The sequence below is a fragment of the Amycolatopsis sp. 2-15 genome (assembly GCF_030285625.1).
In the GTDB taxonomy this organism is placed as follows: domain Bacteria; phylum Actinomycetota; class Actinomycetes; order Mycobacteriales; family Pseudonocardiaceae; genus Amycolatopsis; species Amycolatopsis carbonis.
The window spans coordinates 7,071,061-7,085,922 of the sequence record NZ_CP127294.1; the positions used below are offsets into that span (position 1 = coordinate 7,071,061).

A 14,862-nucleotide genomic window follows, 5' to 3' on the forward strand; every position below is an offset into this window, starting at 1 on the left:
CGCGTCACGCTCTCCTAAGAGCGTGTCTCATTTGGTGAGTTTCTTGTGGCGGGTGTGGGTGGCGGCGAGGGTGAGGAAGGCGCAGAAGTGGTTGGCGTAGCGGTCGTGGCGGATGGGAGTCGGTGGTAGCCGAAGAGTCAGGCGATGGATCGTTCGATGATCCAGCGGTGTGTGCCGAGTTTCTTGCTGGTCTCGATGCCTGTGCGGGCGATGCGCACGGCGATGCCGCGGTCGCGGACCCAGTCCCGCAGGTCGGCCTGGTCGGACAGAACATGGATCTTCGATCCGGACTTGCCGCCCTCGACCGGGTTCGGGCCGGTCATGGGTCCCCTTTTTTTCGCGCGCACCGATGCTCCGTCCAGGACTGCCCGGGACCAGTCGATCTCGCCTTGACTACCCAGTTCGTCCAGGACAGCCCGGTGCAGCCTGATGGCCAAGTACACCTAGGGCATGGTTCATGTCGTCGGGCTGACGACAGGCCGGTCGTGATGTTGCGCTCCGCGACCGGCTGGCCGTTGAACGTGTAGAACCGCGTGCCAACCGTGCTGGAAGTTCCGGTCGCACGGAACAGCTCCAGGTCGTTCAGGGTCAGCGTGGTGCCGGTCGCGTCCTTGGTCAGCAGCAGGTTGCCGTCGGCGTCGTAGGTGTAGCTGGAGACGTGGCCGCTGGCGTCGGTGGCGGTGGCGATGTCGCCTTCGCCGTCGTAGGTGAAGGTCTGTCGGGTGTCGCCGGTTCCCTGGGTGAGGCGGCGGCGGCGGTCTACGCCTTCCTTCTCCCGCCAGTGAAGCGCCTGCGAGCGGGCTGAACCACGGGGCAACCAATCCTCCCCTTCAGTCGTGCACGTCCTGCATGCATGCAACAAGGGAGGGCCAGCATGACCTTACGAAGATCACCGACGTTGCTCGCCGTCGCGCTCGCCATCGCGCTCACCGTCACCGATGGCGCGATGGCGGCAGCGGAAACCACTGGTCAACAGCGTTCCGAGGTGACGCTGTCCGCGACGTCCTGGGGTTACGTCGACTCAGCGACACCGACCACCGCCAATTTCAAGCCATCCGGCAACTTGCCGATCGGCACCTGGGACAACACACCGCACCTCCAACGCTCGTACCTCAATTTCGACCTGAGCTCGTTGCGAGGTGTGCCGTTCACGACGGTGCTGCTTTCGGCCGGCGAGACGCACTACGTCGACTGCGGCAGCCGCGCCACCGAGGTGTGGCGGACCTCCGCCTACACTAAGCAGTCGACCTGGCAGAACCGCCCGGCGGAGCGGACACGGGTAGCCTCCAGGGGCGCCGACGGCACCTGCATCGACAACGACGCCACGTTCGACGTCACCACTGCGGTGCGGGACGCGGTCGACCACAAGGACCGTCACCTCACGCTGGGCTTCCGGGTCGCCGAAGCCCACGAGGCGGACCCGGCGTTCTATCGGCTGATCGAGGCCCCGGCAACGCTGCGGGTGGTCAACAACGCGCCGCCCGCGCCGCCGACCGACCTCCGCACCAACGACGAACCCTGTGCCAAGGACGGCACCGGAGCACTGGTGCGCCGCCAGCTGGAGCTGAGCGCACAGGTATCCGACCCGGACGGCGACTTCACGTCCGGGCAGTTCACGTGGTGGCCGGTGGCGGACCCGTCGCAACGGCACACGGGTGCCGGGTCGGGCAACCCCGCCGCGGCGTACCCGGACACCTCGGACCTCGCCGACGGCACCTACGCGTGGGAGGTGTACGCACAGGACAGCTGGGGTGCGAAGTCGTCCACGGTGGGCCCGTGCCGGTTCACCGTCGACCGCACGGATCCGAACGCGCCTGCCGTCGTCTCCGCGACGTACCCGGCGGGCGCCGAGGGCGGCGGGGTCGGTGTGGCGGGCGAGTTCACCTTCTCTCCCAACGGTTCCACCGACGTCGTGCGGTACGACTACAACTTCGGTGCGAACACGCGTGAGATCGCCGCAGGCCCCGACGGCACGGCCACCGTCAGCTTCACGCCAACGGCCAACGGCTGGCAGTCGGTGATCGTGCGGGCGTGGGACCGGGCGGGCAACCTCTCGCTCAGCACCTACTACTCATTCCTTGTCAAGGAGACGCGGCCGACGGTCACGTCCGACCGCTACCCGCCGCAGGGCGGCCCGGACGACGGCATCGGCGTGCCGGGCGTGTTCCGGTTCGCGCCGGGGATGCCGAACGTCGTGGCGTATGACTACCGGCTGGACGACGGCGCGTCCGCCACGGTCACGGCCGGCCAGGACGGTGTCGCCGAGGTGACGATCACGCCGGCCACCGGTGGTGATCACGTGCTGTTCGTGCGCAGCACCGACACCTCGGGCGTAACGTCGCCGGAACGGGAGTACCGATTCCTCGTCGATGCGTCACCGGTGGTAAGCGGGCCCGAGAACGTCGACCTGGGCACCTCGGCCACGTACACGGCAACCCCGAGAATGCCGGACGTCGTCGAGTACAACTACTGGTTCGCGAGTGCCGAGAGTACGAAGTGGACGGTCAAGGCGAACGCCGACGGAACCGCCACGCTGCCGGTCGAGTTCACCTCAGCTGACCAGAACCTGCTGCGGGTCCAGGCCCGCGACGCGTCCGGCGGGCTGTCCCCGGTGACGGAGAAACGGTTGTCGCTCAACACCTGGCGACCGACGATCGGCCACGAGGGCGACATCGCGACGGAGGGCAGAGCCGCCACGTTCACGTTCACCACCCCGATGCCGAACGCCGTGGAGTTCGAGTACTGGCTGACGGCGGACCCGGCGACCAGGTGGACCGTGCCGGTGGGCGGGAACACCTCGACGGTGAGCTACACCCCACCAAGGATCGGTGACTACGAGATGGTGGTACGCACGAGGAACACGGCGGGCGTGTGGTCGTCAACGGACAACATCACGTGGACAGTGACGAACGATCCAACGGTGACCTCGAAGGAGTTCCAGGCAAACGGGCGGGTGTTCCCCGGCACCTTCACGTTGGAAGCCCGCCAGCCGGGCGCGGTGGCGTTCGAGTACTCGTTCGACTGGGGTCCGTTCCAGCAGGTGGCCGCTCAGAACGGGCGCTCCGTGCTGGCATGGACTCCCCCGCTGCCACCGGAAGGCTGGGCCTCCCACAACCTGCGGGTGCGTACGGTGACGGCCGACCAGGTCTCCTCGCAGGAGAACACGTACGGGTTCAGCATCTCGAGCGCGCCGTACGTGTCGTCCAAGAAATACCCGGAAAGCGAGTGGTCGGGCGGTGCTGGTGTGCCGGGGACGTTCACCTTCACGCCGGGTATGCCGGGCATCGTCTCCTACACCTACTACGTCCAGAACGACCGGGGTGCCGTGACAGAGGAGCTCACCGTGCCGGCGGACAGTTCGGGTGCGGGGACGATGACGTGGACCCCACCGGACCGAGGCATCTACTCGGTCACCGTGTGGGGCAACACGGCCGACGGCACCAGGTCGGGTGGCATCGGCTACTCGGTGTACGTCAACTAACCGCGTGACCGGCGGCCCCGCTCCCGCCAGGGCGGGGCCGCATGCCCAGTATCGGCAGCACGCTCTCCCGAACCAGTAGGCACATCGACGAGCTGAAGCGGCCAGGTGCAGCGAGGACGAGATCTTCGTTGTGACGGGTCCCGCCCGATCGGGGCGGTGCTGGGCAGCTTCGAAACCGACCGCGACACGATCCATCGCTGAGAGGTGCCGAGAACGTACGTGGCCGCTCGTCCTTCGGTGGTCAACACCGACCACCGAGAGGACCGACCATGACCGAAAACGTCAACTGGGTCGAATCACCGTCGGCCGCCCACACACTGTCACGCCGACCAGGGCATCCTGTCCAGCTTGTACGAAGCCGCGCCGCAGAGCTGAGCAGGTCTCGCCTCGAAAGGCGTAACAGAAAGATCCACTGCGCCGACTCCCTCCGCCACCGGGCACGAGGAGGCGCCATGGACATCGAGCTGGGCCGGGTGGTGCTCGACGGCGAGATCGTCGCCTACCGGGAAGGGCGCCTGGACTTCGCGGCCCTGGGCTACGGGCCGCTGCGCCGCCGCTCCGAGGGTGTCACGGTGGTGTTCGTGGCGTTCGACCTGCTCGGCGCCCGCGGCCGCGACCTGCGGACGTTGCCGTACGCACGCCGGCGGGAACGGCTGGAAGCCGTCATCGGCGCGGGCAACGCCGGCGTGCAGCTGATGCGCTCGACACTCGACGTCGAGCTGGCCCGTGGGTGGATCGGCGCCGAGCAGGCTGCCGTCGGCGTCGAGGGAGCCCTCGCGAAGCCGCTGGGCAGCCGATGTCCGCTGCGCGGCGGACGTTCGGGCTGGGTGAAGGTCCGCCACTTCGACGACGTCGACGCCCTGGTCCTCGGCCAGACCGACCGGCGGCAGGTGCGGGCGGTCGGGCTCTCGACGACGCTGTCCCGGCCGGCGCTCGTGTCGCTCGCGGGCAGGCTCCGGCTCGCGCCCGGCGGCCCCGTCCGGGCATCGGGGGTCGTGGCCGGCTTGCCCGGCAACGAGGACTTCACCTACTGGCCGGTCGAACCCGGTGTGGTGGTCGAGGCCCGCGCGGACTCGGCAGTCGAACTCGGCCGGTACCGACATCGGCTCACCGTGGTAAGGGCGAAACCCTTCACCACCACGCCATGAGCCCCAGGTCAGGGGTTCGTCGGTGCCTCACCGCGTTTCAGGGCGGCAATGGTGGCCCGGATTCTCTCTTCTTCCTCGTCAGCGGCTGAGCCCATGCCGGTGACCCGGTCCATGTGGACGACCAGGAGGGCTTCAAGCCGATTCAGCCATTGGGCGTTCGATTCGCCGGGTCTCTGCTGTACCTGGTCAGCCATGCCCTCAGAGTACGGCTTCGCCCTGACGCGCGAAGCCGTCGGGTGTCCGTGGGACGGCACCGTCATCCGCCCGGGCAGCCAGCTCTCACACCGTCCGCGGCAGGGTCACCCCGGCCGCGGCGACCGCCTCGGCGATCGTCATGCCCTCGGACGGATCGCCCTCCAGCGTCCACTCCAGCCGCACCGTGTAGCGCTGGGCCATCGCCTGCAGGTCCTCGACAATGTGCTGGACCAGCACGGCCAGGTCCTCCTCCTGGTCCTCGACGCCCTCGCTCGAATCGCGAACGGCCCACTCGGCTCCCCACGAGATGTAGGGGTCGTCCGGGTCGGAGTCGTCGACTCCGCGACGCAGCACCACCTCCACCACGCGCGTCGGCCGCGCGCTGAGGCCTGGACGGGAAGCCTTGAGCTCGGCACGCTCACGGGCGCGCCGCTGTTGCCTGGATTCGGTCACCCCGGATGTATCGGCACCCCACGCCACCGAGATGAAGGCTCAAGCCGATCACACCGAATCGCCCGGTTGGAGCGTCGGCAGCCGGATCACGAACTGGAAGGATCTTGGACGTGGCCACACCAACGCCGTCCATGATCGCCCGCCGCCTGCTCTACGCGCTCAACGACAAGATCCGCGATGACTCGGAACCTGAACTGCTGCTGCAGCTCGGCACGCTCGCGGCCCAGGTCGCGATCGCCGAACGTCTCGCCGGCATCGAAGTCCCTCGACGCCGGCATCGACGTCCACACACACGGCAACTAGCAGTTGACCTCTCGAACGTCAGTGGTGGCGTTTGCGGTGCTCACGTCCGGAGGCGCGGCGTTGCTGGCGCGTGAGTGAGGTCGGGTCGGCGGGCGGGCGGCGCGCGGGTTCGACAAGTTCACGCAGAGCCTCGAGGGTGTACATCAGGGCTGTGCTCGCCGACTCCCTCCTTCGCGTGGGCCGGCCTTCGTAGACGGACGTGCCTTCATGCCCACCGGCGGGACGGGTGGCGTGACGGCTGGGTAACTACGCGCGTTCGGCAGGCGGTGTCGTGGAGCGGACTCCGGCCAGCAGGAGGTCCACGAGCCGGCGGACGTAGTCGCGGTCAGCCGGCTGATTGCGTTCCAGGACGCGGAAGTGCAGCGAGCCAGTCAGGGCCTCCAGCAAGAGTTCCGCGTCGGTTTCGCGGGGGAGTTCGCCCCGGTCGATGCCGCGGTGGATGACCTCGCCGGCGCGGTCGAGGCGGGCGGCCCGAAACTGCTGGAGCAGTTCCTCGAACCGTGTGTCGTCCGGTTGGACGAGGGTGATGCGGGCCAGCGCCCGGCCGGTGGGCGTGGCGAGGAAGGCAGCCAGGTCGGTGAAGAAGGCCGTCAGGTCCTCGCGGATGGAGCCGGTGTCCGGACGGGGCAGCTCAGCATCCAGACGATCGGAGAGGGCCTCGAGGATCAGGGCGTTGCGAGTGCCCCACCGGCGGTAGACGGAGGTCTCGTGGACCCCGGCGCGGGCGGCGATGTCGGCGACGCGAGCACCTGCCAGGCCCTCGGCGGCCAGGAGTTCGGTGGTGGCTTCGAGGACGGCTTGGCGTACGGCGGCGCCGCGACGGTGCGAGGGGGCCGGGTGGGGTGGTGCCATACCTCTCATCATCGCAAGTCGAGTTGCGTTCCGGCCGGAAGGGGGCTTCACTGGAATTAACGCAAGTTGACTTGCGTTGGCGTGATCCGAGGAGGTTTCTGTGCTCACCACCATGGCCAAGACCGCCGATGGCGTGCTGCGCGGGCGGGTCGAGGACGGCCTGACCGTTTTCCGGGGTGTGCGCTATGCCACCTGCGAGCGGTTCGGCCCGCCCCGCCGGGTGCCCACCTGGAGCGGGGAGCGCGACGCCACCGTCGACGGTCCGATCGCCCCGCAGCGGCCGTCCCGGCTGGAGCCCGTCATGGGTGCTCCGGAGCCCCACGAACAGGGTGAGGACTGCCTGAACCTGACCATCACCACTCCTGGGGCCGACGATCGTGCCCGCCCGGTGCTGGTGTGGTTCCACGGCGGCGCCTGGATCTCGGGCGCCGGCTCGTGGAAGTGGTACGGCGGTCACCGGCTGGCCCAGGAAGGTGACGTGGTCGTCGTCTCGGTCAGCTACCGGCTGGGCGTGCTCGGTTATCTGCGTGCCCCGGGGATCTCCGAGGGCAACCTGGGCCTTGCCGACCAGCTCGCCGCGCTGAGGTGGGTGCACCAAAACATCGCCGCCTTCGGTGGTGACCCGGACGCGGTGACGGTGGCCGGCCAGTCCGCAGGTGGCCACACCGTGCGGTGCCTACTGGGCATGCCCGCCGCCGAGAACCTCTTCCGCCGGGCCATCCTCCAAAGTTCGCCGGGTTTCGACCTCATTAATGCCCGCACCGTCGAGCGTGCCGCCCAACGGTTCCTCACCCGGCTCGGTCAGGACCCGCGCGCCGCTTCGGTGCCCGACATCCTCGATGCCCAGAGTGAGGTCGCGCGCGCAGCTGCCGGCAGGTTCGGGCTGAAAATCATCTCCCCGTTCTGTCCCATCCCCGGAGTCGGGCCCCTCCCGGACGAGGCGGACTGGACCGCCTGCCTCGTCGACCGCGCACCCACGCTGGACGTCATCATCGGCACCACCGCACGCGAGATGAGCGCCTTCTACACCTTGAATCCGGCGCTGCGCCGCCTGCGCCGAGTTCCCGCCGTGGGACCAGTGATCACCAACACCTGGGAACATCACGCGAGCGACACCGTGTGCAACCGCCCCACCCGTCGCCTGGCCGCCCGCCTCAACGACAGCGGGGCGCGCGTCCGGGCCTACCGGTTTGACTACGCCCCGCCCGCGTCCCCCTTCGGGGCCACCCATTGCATCGAGCTACCCTTCCTGTTCGGCACCGCCGCCGACTGGGCCACCGCGCCGATGCTCGCCGGAGCGGACCCGAACGACATCGACACACTGGGCCGACACCTGCGCGCCGCCTGGCTCGGCTTCATCCGCACCGGCACCCCGGCCACCGAGCCGCCCTGGCCGCAATACACGGCAGACTCAGCCGCCGTCCGCCACTGGCGCCGCTGAGGATCACAGCGGGCAGCGCGGGCCCGCCGATCCGGCGTTCGAGAGAGCGATGAGTCATGCCGCGAACTCTGGCGACGATCGGGCCGTGGCGGGTCGGCCGCTGAGGGACAGTTTCCCGCCACCGCATCAGCCCGGGGATGACGACCGTAGTCCGCGCTGACGCGCTCACCCCGGTGCAGCGGCTCGTAGTCGGACTCGTCGCCGTCTACGCGGTCCGCGCGACCTCAGTCCGCCGGCTCACGCTGGACGACCTGGACTTCCGCTGGCGACGCATCCGCATCGGCCGAACGACCCGGCCGATGCCCGATCTGGTGCACCGGCTGCTGCTGACCTGGCTGGCCCAGCGCCGCCGAAAGTGGCCGCACACCGGCAACCGGCACATGCTGCTCAGCCACACATCCGCAGCCGGCACCGCGCCGGTCAGCAACTACTACCTCAGCTGGCACCTGGCCATGCGCGAATCCCGCTGGAACGCCTCCGCGCGGACCGCGTCCTGTCCGAAGCTCTGGCCGTCGACGCCGATCCACTGCACCTCGCGGCCGTCTTCGGCCTCAGTCTGCAAACCGCCATCGACTACTTCGAGATCGCCCGCGCCCTCGCCGCCCGACCGATCGAGCAGCCAGGTCTGCCGTCCACTCCGGGCCGATGACGGCTGTCCTTGCCATCGTCGCGAGAACCACTTTGCAACGAACTCGACGCTTTTCCGGTCACCATGACCCAGAGTCACTTGGGTTCCCACCAAAACAGCTTCAGCGTGCGTGAACACGAGCAGATCGCCGGAGCGAGATAGGCCGTATCCCTGGATACGGCGGCGGCCTGGCGGCCGCTGGCATGATCGGAAGGGCACGAGCGGGGGCAACCCCCGGCCCACCTCGTCACCACGTCCCGCCCGACGCCGTCGAAGTCGACCCACGGCAGGTACAGGACTTCATTGGGCGGCAGACGAGCACCGGCAGTCCAGTGGCAGCGATACACCGTCTTCGTCACCCGCGCCGTCCCCTCCCACGTCGTCCATTGTGGTCGATGTCTACAACTCCTCGGTATCAGCGGCTTTGCCTCCCGCTACAGCCAGCGCCAGGATCACAAGCATGGAGAGAGCCCTCGGCGCCAAGCTCTCGATCAGGCAACGACGAGGGGTGACGCCCTCGCCGGCCGGGTGGGCGCTCGTCAGCCACGCTCGTCAGGTTATGGCCGAATTGGCTCGGATGGATGCGGAACGCTTGGCCAGACGCGGCAAGACGTCGCAAGGCACGATTCAACTCCCGGAGTGAATCGCTGCTCGGCAGGATTGCGGGGTGAAGCGCCTCGCCGGCCAGCATCACGCGGAATCAAGCCCGGCCGGGCAACTCCGTGCCACAGTTCGCCGTCCCGGCTGGGATTTCCGGCTCGGGTCTGGGCTCGTCCGAGCAGCAGTTGAAGGGTGATCATTTGCCCCCGTGGGCGTCCGGGCTGTACGCCCCCGCCGCTACAGCGACGCCGCTGGCCCGCGAGACCTGGCCGCCGGGCGATGGGCGCGTCGACTGCGATCTCGCACGGGCGGCGGTCGATCCGGGGACGGCGAGGTAGCCACCGAGAGTGCGGCCTGGGCCGCGGATGTCAATGCCCGGGCTGAGCTGGGTGCCACGGCCTCGCCCAGGTATTCGTCCGTGCACCCTGATCATATGCATGTGCATACTACTGCTGATCACCGCGTACTGCGTGGGCCTCGGCCTGCCGTTCATCGCACTCGCGCTCGGCGCTCGCTGGGCCGTGAGCGCCACCAGTTGGGTGCGCCGTTATATCCGCCGTGTGCAACAGATCGGCGGGGTACTCCTGCTCGCCATCGGCATCGCCCTGGTCACCGGTCTATGCGGCGAGATCATCGCCTGGCTGCGCGGCCCGATTTCCGGCTTCGCCGTGCCCATCTAAGCGATCAGTACGGTCCTCTTCGGCCTCTTCGACGGGGTCGCCGTGGTACTCGGGGAAATCGGGGAGCGTCTGTGAGAACACCGCCACGAACTAAAGCCGTGGACGGGATGGCACCAGCGGGGAGCCACGACCGTCACCCCGAGCTCACACCTGCCACGGCTTGACAACCACATAGGGCACCCCCTACTCCGACGTCCGGGAGTATGGGCGAGCAGAACGTGCCACCAGCGGCGATCAAGCCGGATCGCCGCACCGACCGCAGGGAGATGACCTCGGTGACCGCAGGAAACTCCACACCGGCGACTGCCGCGGTGACAGCGCTCGTCACCGACCTGGCCCGGCGGCTGGCGAGCGAGGGCCTGCCCGAGCACGCGGCCGACCTGCGCAGCACCCACCCGACCGCGCCGGACGCGCCTGCGGCGCCGAGCGCCGCCCTGCCTGCCCTACGCCACCTGCCGAAAGCCCTCCGCATCGCGCGGACGGACGACGCGACCGGACTGGCGCAGGCGCTGACGTCCGCGCGATGGACGCAGACCAACACATACGTCAGAAATCCACCCAACGAACGCTTCCTGCGCGGCTACGCACACTGCACCCTGCTCGGCCCCGCCACCGCGCTACCCGTAGCCATCGACCCCGCCGGCCTGGTCACACTCGGCGTCCTGCTGCTCGGCCCCCACCTGCACTACCCACCTCACTGGCACCCCGCCGACGAGGTCTACCTACCGCTCACCACGGCCCGCTGGTCCACCGACCAATCCCCCTACAAAGCACGCGAACCCGGCACGATCCTGCACCACACCCCCACCCAATCCCACGCCATCCACACCGACGCCGTCCCCCTCCTCGCGCTCTACCTCTGGCGCGGCGACCTCCACACACCCGCACGCCTCATCAACCCACCCCACTGAAATTCGGACGGGCGTCGGGTCCAGGTGAAACCCACGACCGCATGGTCCAGCGGTGAACCTCCGAGAATGTGACATTGGCACAGACAAGGCAATCTTTACAGATCGCTCACTGCGGAAACGCCGATCAGCCACGTGTGTCTCGTGAACGATCGTTTCCGAGACCTGACCCAGCCGGCCAGTCAGCTGGGAACCGTGGGGGCGCCGCATGTACGGTTCACCGCTACCGCCCCGCCTCCTCCTCGTTGGTCTCCATCCGATCGCTCGGGTCGTCTCCGCCGCTTTCCTGCCCCAGCGTGACGTAGAGAGCTCCGGCGATGTTGATCACGTCGCGGGTGATCTCGCGCAACTTCGCTTCGCAGGCGTCTACCTGGCCGGACGCGGGTGTCATGCACGCTTGTCCACCGTCGTCCTGGCACGAGCTGACGGTGTCGCACACCTCCCACAACACGGGCAAGACGTCGGCCAGCTTCTCATCCACACAGGACTGCCGGTCTTCACCGAGGCCGAGCGCGCCACGCTAGAGCTGGCCGAGCAGGGCACCCAGGGTCGCGGAGGCGACGCGGCCGGCCGACTGACCGACGATGCCTGGGCGAACGTCGCCAAGCACTTCGACGAGGAGCAGCTCATCGCGCTGATCTCGCTCATCGCCGTCATCAACGGATCTCCGGTAGCGTGAATCCGATCATGTCTGACTCGGCGGCGCCGGCTCCTCTTTTGTGGCAAGGGATCGCGACAATGCGAGCCAGGCGTGGGCGAGCATCGACAGGGTGATGTGGGCATACCACGCCCGCCAGGAGCGGACCTGGCAGTGATCCAGTCCGGGCTTCGTTCTTGGCCTGCTGGAAACACTCCTCGATCCACCACCGGGCCCCGGCGATCCAGGCCAGATCCAGCAGGGTTGACCGCCGGGGCCCGTAGCAGACGTAGTAGGCGATCTCGCCCGGATCAGAGATCGACCGGCGGGCGAGCAGCCAATGTCCGCGCCCGGCCTGCCAGCCGATCCGGATCGGCACCCGCGCCCAGTCGTACTCACGGGGCCCGTGCGCATTGAGCCCAGCATGTGTTCAACGAGCAACGCCCCGACAGTAACGGTCGATGACTGCACCCGCCTGCGCATCCTGCGGATCTACCCGCGCTCGGACCAGAAGACCGCGGCCTAGTCCTGGACTAGGTACTGTCCCGACTGCCGTTCCAGGTCGAGAAGACCCACACCGACAACGGCGCAGAGTTCCAAACCGATTTCCACTGGCGCGTCGTGGACCGGGGGCCATCGGCCATGTCTACATCCGGCTTGCCACGCCACGGTTGAACGGCAAGGTGCGTGAAGACTGGGGCTTGGTGCTGCGCCGGGCCGGCCAGTCCTTCCGAGCGTCGCTTGACAAACATCGTCTGCGCCGTCTCCCACAGCCCCACTGCACGATCTGGTTGGCCACTTTCACCGTGCCGATTGCCGCGTCGGTTTCTCGCGACCGACTACGCTGCGTAACTGCGGACGAGCAGCGCCGCCGACACATTGGATCATTCCGCGGTCGGAATCGGGCACGAGCGTCGAGGGAAGTACCTGCCTCCTGCCGTTTCCGCACCTCCGGCGAGCCCATACCCCTCGAGCGCGGCGCGGGCCCGATGTCGATGCGCGGCCCGTCCACACCGCCGCGGACGCGTCCCTCGTGGCGGGCCATCGTCTGGTGACCACGCGGCTCGCACACTATGCCAGGACAGCATGGCGCTGGGTGACCAACAATGAGGCGGAATGAACACCACTGCATGCGTTCCTGGTGCCGTGCGTCGCTCAGGCATCGCGGTTGAGTACTTCTGTCTCTCCGGCCAGGTACCCCAGAGCCAGCGCGGTGTTCTCTACCAGTGGTCGCGTCTACCTTGCAGCGATGCGTTGCCGGTAGCCGGTCTTACGTCCGATCCCGACGGCTTGGCGTGGCTCAAACGTCGCCATGACGCAGAAGATCAGCTGTCAGTACTGCGAATCGATCTCCAGCCGCCGCTCCCTTGAATACTCGACCCAAGCGCCTGACAGGGGCTATGGCATACCTGATCACCACCCGCGAACTCGTCCGCTCTCGTCCACGCTGACGCGCTCCGAGAACGGAAAGTCCGACGAGCACGCCACTCAAGATCTTCGTCCCCACGTCTGGATAATTGCTCGCCTGGCCACGACAAATCCCGGGTTGATCAACTTACGGAGAAACCTCATTGGCGGTAAGACGGCGCGACGGGCCGGTACTAAGCACTTGCACGATGACGCTGGTCGCTGTGCGAGCCTACAACGACCGCTGAACCGCACGCAGGAGGAGCACGTGAAGATGAGCGAAACCAAGCAGTCGCTCGAGGGGCCTGGCGATTCTCACGCCGCTCAACCGTCACTACGTCGAGGCCGACCGGGCCGCCGCCCGCGAGGCTTCTGGTCGCGACCCAGCCGTGCAGTTCGACCGGGCCCACAAAACCTTTAGGCGTAGCCAACACCAGAAAGAAGTTGCTCGATGCACAACGCGGTACCAGTGACCAACCCTGCCAGCAAGGCCAGAACACTCCGGCTGGCCTTCTTATCTGCGGTGGTCTCCCTGGTGGCCGTGTTTGCCGCGGTGGGTTCGACGATCCCGCTGTTCAACATCTACCGGGCCGAGGACGGGTTCACCAACGCCGGCATTTCGGCGACGGTCGTCGCCTACTCCGTCGCCACTCTCATCACACTGTTGGTGCTGGGACGGGTATCCAATCATCTAGGTCGGCGGCCCACTTCCATCGCCAGCCTCGGCCTGCTCGTGCTGGGGTGTCTGCTGTTGTTGAACGTGCACCACATCGGCATCTTGATCGCCGGTCGACTCCTGATGGGTCTCGGTGCCGGACTCGCCAGCAGCAGCCTCACCTCCTACATCGTCGACGCCGCACCTCTCAGGCCGGTTTGGCTGGCTTCTGTGGCCTCGACCCAGACTGTGATGCTTGGTCTTGCCGTCGGCGCAATCGCTTCCGGTGCTCTGGTCCAGTTCGGCCCCTGGCCACGCGACCTCATCTACCTGGTTGTGATCGGCCTTCTCGTCGTCTCTGTCGCGCTCATCGCCATCAGTCCGGAAACCGTGACTCCGACACCGGGTGTTTGGCGATCGCTACGCCCCCGGGTCCGTGCACCAGCCCGGGTTAGGCACCTGATCCCCGTCGCGGCGGCGGTGCTCCTGGCCACCTGGGCGGCTGGGGCTTTCTACCAAGCGTTCGTGCCGGCACTGGTCGAAAACCAACTCCACACTCGCAGCCCGCTCGTGATCGGACTGGTGTTCGCCGCCTACATGGGTCCCAGTGTTCTCGGCGCTCCCCTCGGCGGCCGGTTCAGACCGGCGGCAACGCAACGCGTCAGCATGATCGCCTTCCTGGCCGGAATGATCGGCATCATCACGGCGATCACCACTGGCACCCTAGTGTTGTTCATCGCCGCGACAATCGTCGCCGGCGCCAGCCAAGGCATCGCCATCAGCGCCGCCACCCGATGCCTGTTGTACGGCAGCACCCAGGCCGACCGCGCGCCGATCTTCAGTGTCGTCTATCTCCTCAGCTACAGCGGTGCCACGATCCCGGCGCTGATCGCCGGGCGACTTTCCACCACCTTCTCGCTGCCGCAAATCGCCCTCGGCTACGGGGGACTCGCCATCGTCGCCACCCTGTTCACCGTGATCGCTGCACGCAACCCGCAGGCCGACGCGCCCAGGAACAACCGGGACGGTGAGTAGCCAACCGGACGATCCGCGGTTACTGGTCCGTCCGCGCCACGTGGGCCGAGCGAGCACCCTGGTCCAAATCGGACTGGAATCAACCGGGAGCAGCTCGCCCCGTTGCGCGCGGGTCACGCGGTTGGCGGGCACGCGCCGGAACTGTGTCCGAGCAAATCGCGGCCGCGCTTCGCGAGGGCCTGGTCGCTCGAGGTGCGTGCCGCGGTGCTTCGGGCGGCCGGGTCCAGCGTATCCACCTCGGTGTGGTCTGCTTCCAGTTCTGCGCGACAGCCCTCTGACGCCCAAGCCGTCACGTCACTGAGCCTGACATGGTTTTCGTTGATATTCCAGGACTAGGATCCCTCACGCCGGCCCTGTCTACGACGCCGTCTTGGACGCGCTCAGCGTGGCCGGCATCGACACCGATAGCGGCCGCATGCGATCGGCCGAGACAGGGCGA

At 67.7% G+C, this 14,862-nt stretch carries 14 protein-coding genes and 2 pseudogenes; 8 read left to right on the top strand and 8 right to left on the bottom strand.

Features of this window, described 5'->3' with window-relative positions:
• Positions 1-27: 27 nt before the first annotated feature.
• Positions 28-428: pseudogene (locus tag QRX50_RS35000) on the bottom strand (transposase family protein); the annotation flags it as partial.
• The gene (locus QRX50_RS35005; RefSeq protein WP_285967385.1) at positions 320-817 is read right to left on the bottom strand and encodes an RHS repeat domain-containing protein; all 498 of its coding nucleotides are present in this window, start codon (positions 815-817) and stop codon (positions 320-322) included. The pseudogene QRX50_RS35000 and the gene QRX50_RS35005, both read right to left, overlap by 109 nt.
• A gap of 57 nt (positions 818-874) precedes the next feature.
• Between QRX50_RS35005 and QRX50_RS35010 the strand changes: the two genes are divergently transcribed.
• Together QRX50_RS35010 and QRX50_RS35015 are read left to right on the top strand one after the other, a co-directional pair.
• Entirely contained in the window at positions 875-3,481 is a 2,607-nt protein-coding gene (locus QRX50_RS35010; protein WP_285967386.1) for a hypothetical protein, read from the top strand.
• Positions 3,482-3,933: 452 nt separating this feature from the next.
• The gene (locus QRX50_RS35015; protein ID WP_285967387.1) at positions 3,934-4,629 is read left to right on the top strand and encodes an ATP-dependent DNA ligase; all 696 of its coding nucleotides are present in this window, start codon (positions 3,934-3,936) and stop codon (positions 4,627-4,629) included.
• A gap of 8 nt (positions 4,630-4,637) precedes the next feature.
• On the opposite strand, the gene QRX50_RS35020 is transcribed toward QRX50_RS35015, so the two are convergent.
• Both QRX50_RS35020 and QRX50_RS35025 read right to left on the bottom strand, forming a co-directional pair.
• Entirely contained in the window at positions 4,638-4,823 is a 186-nt protein-coding gene (locus tag QRX50_RS35020; protein WP_285967388.1) for a hypothetical protein, read from the bottom strand.
• An 85-nt stretch (positions 4,824-4,908) separates the two neighbouring features.
• On the bottom strand, positions 4,909-5,277 hold the full coding sequence (locus QRX50_RS35025) for a hypothetical protein (protein WP_285967389.1): 369 nt from the start codon (positions 5,275-5,277) through the stop codon (positions 4,909-4,911).
• A 110-nt stretch (positions 5,278-5,387) separates the two neighbouring features.
• On the opposite strand from QRX50_RS35025, the gene QRX50_RS35030 reads away from it, so the two are divergent.
• A complete protein-coding gene (locus QRX50_RS35030; RefSeq protein ID WP_285967390.1) occupies positions 5,388-5,654 on the top strand; it encodes a hypothetical protein in 267 nt (88 codons plus the stop codon).
• A 172-nt stretch (positions 5,655-5,826) separates the two neighbouring features.
• Here QRX50_RS35030 and QRX50_RS35035 read toward each other — a convergent pair whose 3' ends face one another.
• Positions 5,827-6,432 (bottom strand): TetR/AcrR family transcriptional regulator, encoded by a 606-nt coding sequence (locus QRX50_RS35035; RefSeq protein ID WP_285967391.1) that lies wholly within the window; start codon positions 6,430-6,432, stop codon positions 5,827-5,829.
• A 100-nt stretch (positions 6,433-6,532) separates the two neighbouring features.
• Between QRX50_RS35035 and QRX50_RS35040 the strand changes: the two genes are divergently transcribed.
• The gene (locus QRX50_RS35040; protein ID WP_285967392.1) at positions 6,533-7,873 is read left to right on the top strand and encodes a carboxylesterase/lipase family protein; all 1,341 of its coding nucleotides are present in this window, start codon (positions 6,533-6,535) and stop codon (positions 7,871-7,873) included.
• A gap of 430 nt (positions 7,874-8,303) precedes the next feature.
• Here QRX50_RS35040 and QRX50_RS35045 read toward each other — a convergent pair whose 3' ends face one another.
• The gene (locus QRX50_RS35045; RefSeq protein ID WP_285967393.1) at positions 8,304-8,639 is read right to left on the bottom strand and encodes a hypothetical protein; all 336 of its coding nucleotides are present in this window, start codon (positions 8,637-8,639) and stop codon (positions 8,304-8,306) included.
• An 899-nt stretch (positions 8,640-9,538) separates the two neighbouring features.
• Between QRX50_RS35045 and QRX50_RS35050 the strand changes: the two genes are divergently transcribed.
• Positions 9,539-9,781: a hypothetical protein gene (locus QRX50_RS35050; protein ID WP_434533168.1), complete on the top strand. Its 243-nt coding sequence runs from the start codon at positions 9,539-9,541 to the stop codon at positions 9,779-9,781.
• Between the two features lie 203 nt (positions 9,782-9,984).
• Positions 9,985-10,692, top strand: a complete 708-nt coding sequence (locus tag QRX50_RS35055) for a dimethylsulfonioproprionate lyase family protein (protein ID WP_285967394.1) — start codon at positions 9,985-9,987, stop codon at positions 10,690-10,692.
• A 220-nt stretch (positions 10,693-10,912) separates the two neighbouring features.
• On the opposite strand, the gene QRX50_RS35060 is transcribed toward QRX50_RS35055, so the two are convergent.
• Entirely contained in the window at positions 10,913-11,080 is a 168-nt protein-coding gene (locus tag QRX50_RS35060) for a hypothetical protein (RefSeq protein WP_285967395.1), read from the bottom strand.
• A 6-nt stretch (positions 11,081-11,086) separates the two neighbouring features.
• On the opposite strand from QRX50_RS35060, the gene QRX50_RS50470 reads away from it, so the two are divergent.
• A complete protein-coding gene (locus tag QRX50_RS50470; RefSeq protein WP_434533169.1) occupies positions 11,087-11,368 on the top strand; it encodes a carboxymuconolactone decarboxylase family protein in 282 nt (93 codons plus the stop codon).
• Positions 11,369-11,374: 6 nt separating this feature from the next.
• Here QRX50_RS50470 and QRX50_RS35070 read toward each other — a convergent pair.
• A pseudogene (locus QRX50_RS35070) lies at positions 11,375-11,747 on the bottom strand (IS701 family transposase); the annotation flags it as partial.
• 1,437 nt (positions 11,748-13,184) lie between these two features.
• Between QRX50_RS35070 and QRX50_RS35075 the strand changes: the two are divergent.
• A complete protein-coding gene (locus QRX50_RS35075; RefSeq protein ID WP_285967396.1) occupies positions 13,185-14,423 on the top strand; it encodes an MFS transporter in 1,239 nt (412 codons plus the stop codon).
• Positions 14,424-14,862 lie beyond the last annotated feature (439 nt).

Excerpts from the sequence above, each read along its gene's own strand:
- QRX50_RS35010 (WP_285967386.1), top strand. The coding sequence starts at position 875 with ATGACCTTACGAAGATCACCGACGTTGCTCGCCGTCGCGCTCGCCATC.
- QRX50_RS35015 (WP_285967387.1), top strand. The coding sequence starts at position 3,934 with ATGGACATCGAGCTGGGCCGGGTGGTGCTCGACGGCGAGATCGTCGCC.
- QRX50_RS35020 (WP_285967388.1), bottom strand. The coding sequence starts at position 4,823 with ATGGCTGACCAGGTACAGCAGAGACCCGGCGAATCGAACGCCCAATGG.
- QRX50_RS35035 (WP_285967391.1), bottom strand. The coding sequence starts at position 6,432 with ATGGCACCACCCCACCCGGCCCCCTCGCACCGTCGCGGCGCCGCCGTA.
- QRX50_RS35050 (WP_434533168.1), top strand. The coding sequence starts at position 9,539 with ATGTGCATACTACTGCTGATCACCGCGTACTGCGTGGGCCTCGGCCTG.
- QRX50_RS35055 (WP_285967394.1), top strand. The coding sequence starts at position 9,985 with ATGGGCGAGCAGAACGTGCCACCAGCGGCGATCAAGCCGGATCGCCGC.
- QRX50_RS35060 (WP_285967395.1), bottom strand. The coding sequence starts at position 11,080 with ATGACACCCGCGTCCGGCCAGGTAGACGCCTGCGAAGCGAAGTTGCGC.
- QRX50_RS35075 (WP_285967396.1), top strand. The coding sequence starts at position 13,185 with ATGCACAACGCGGTACCAGTGACCAACCCTGCCAGCAAGGCCAGAACA.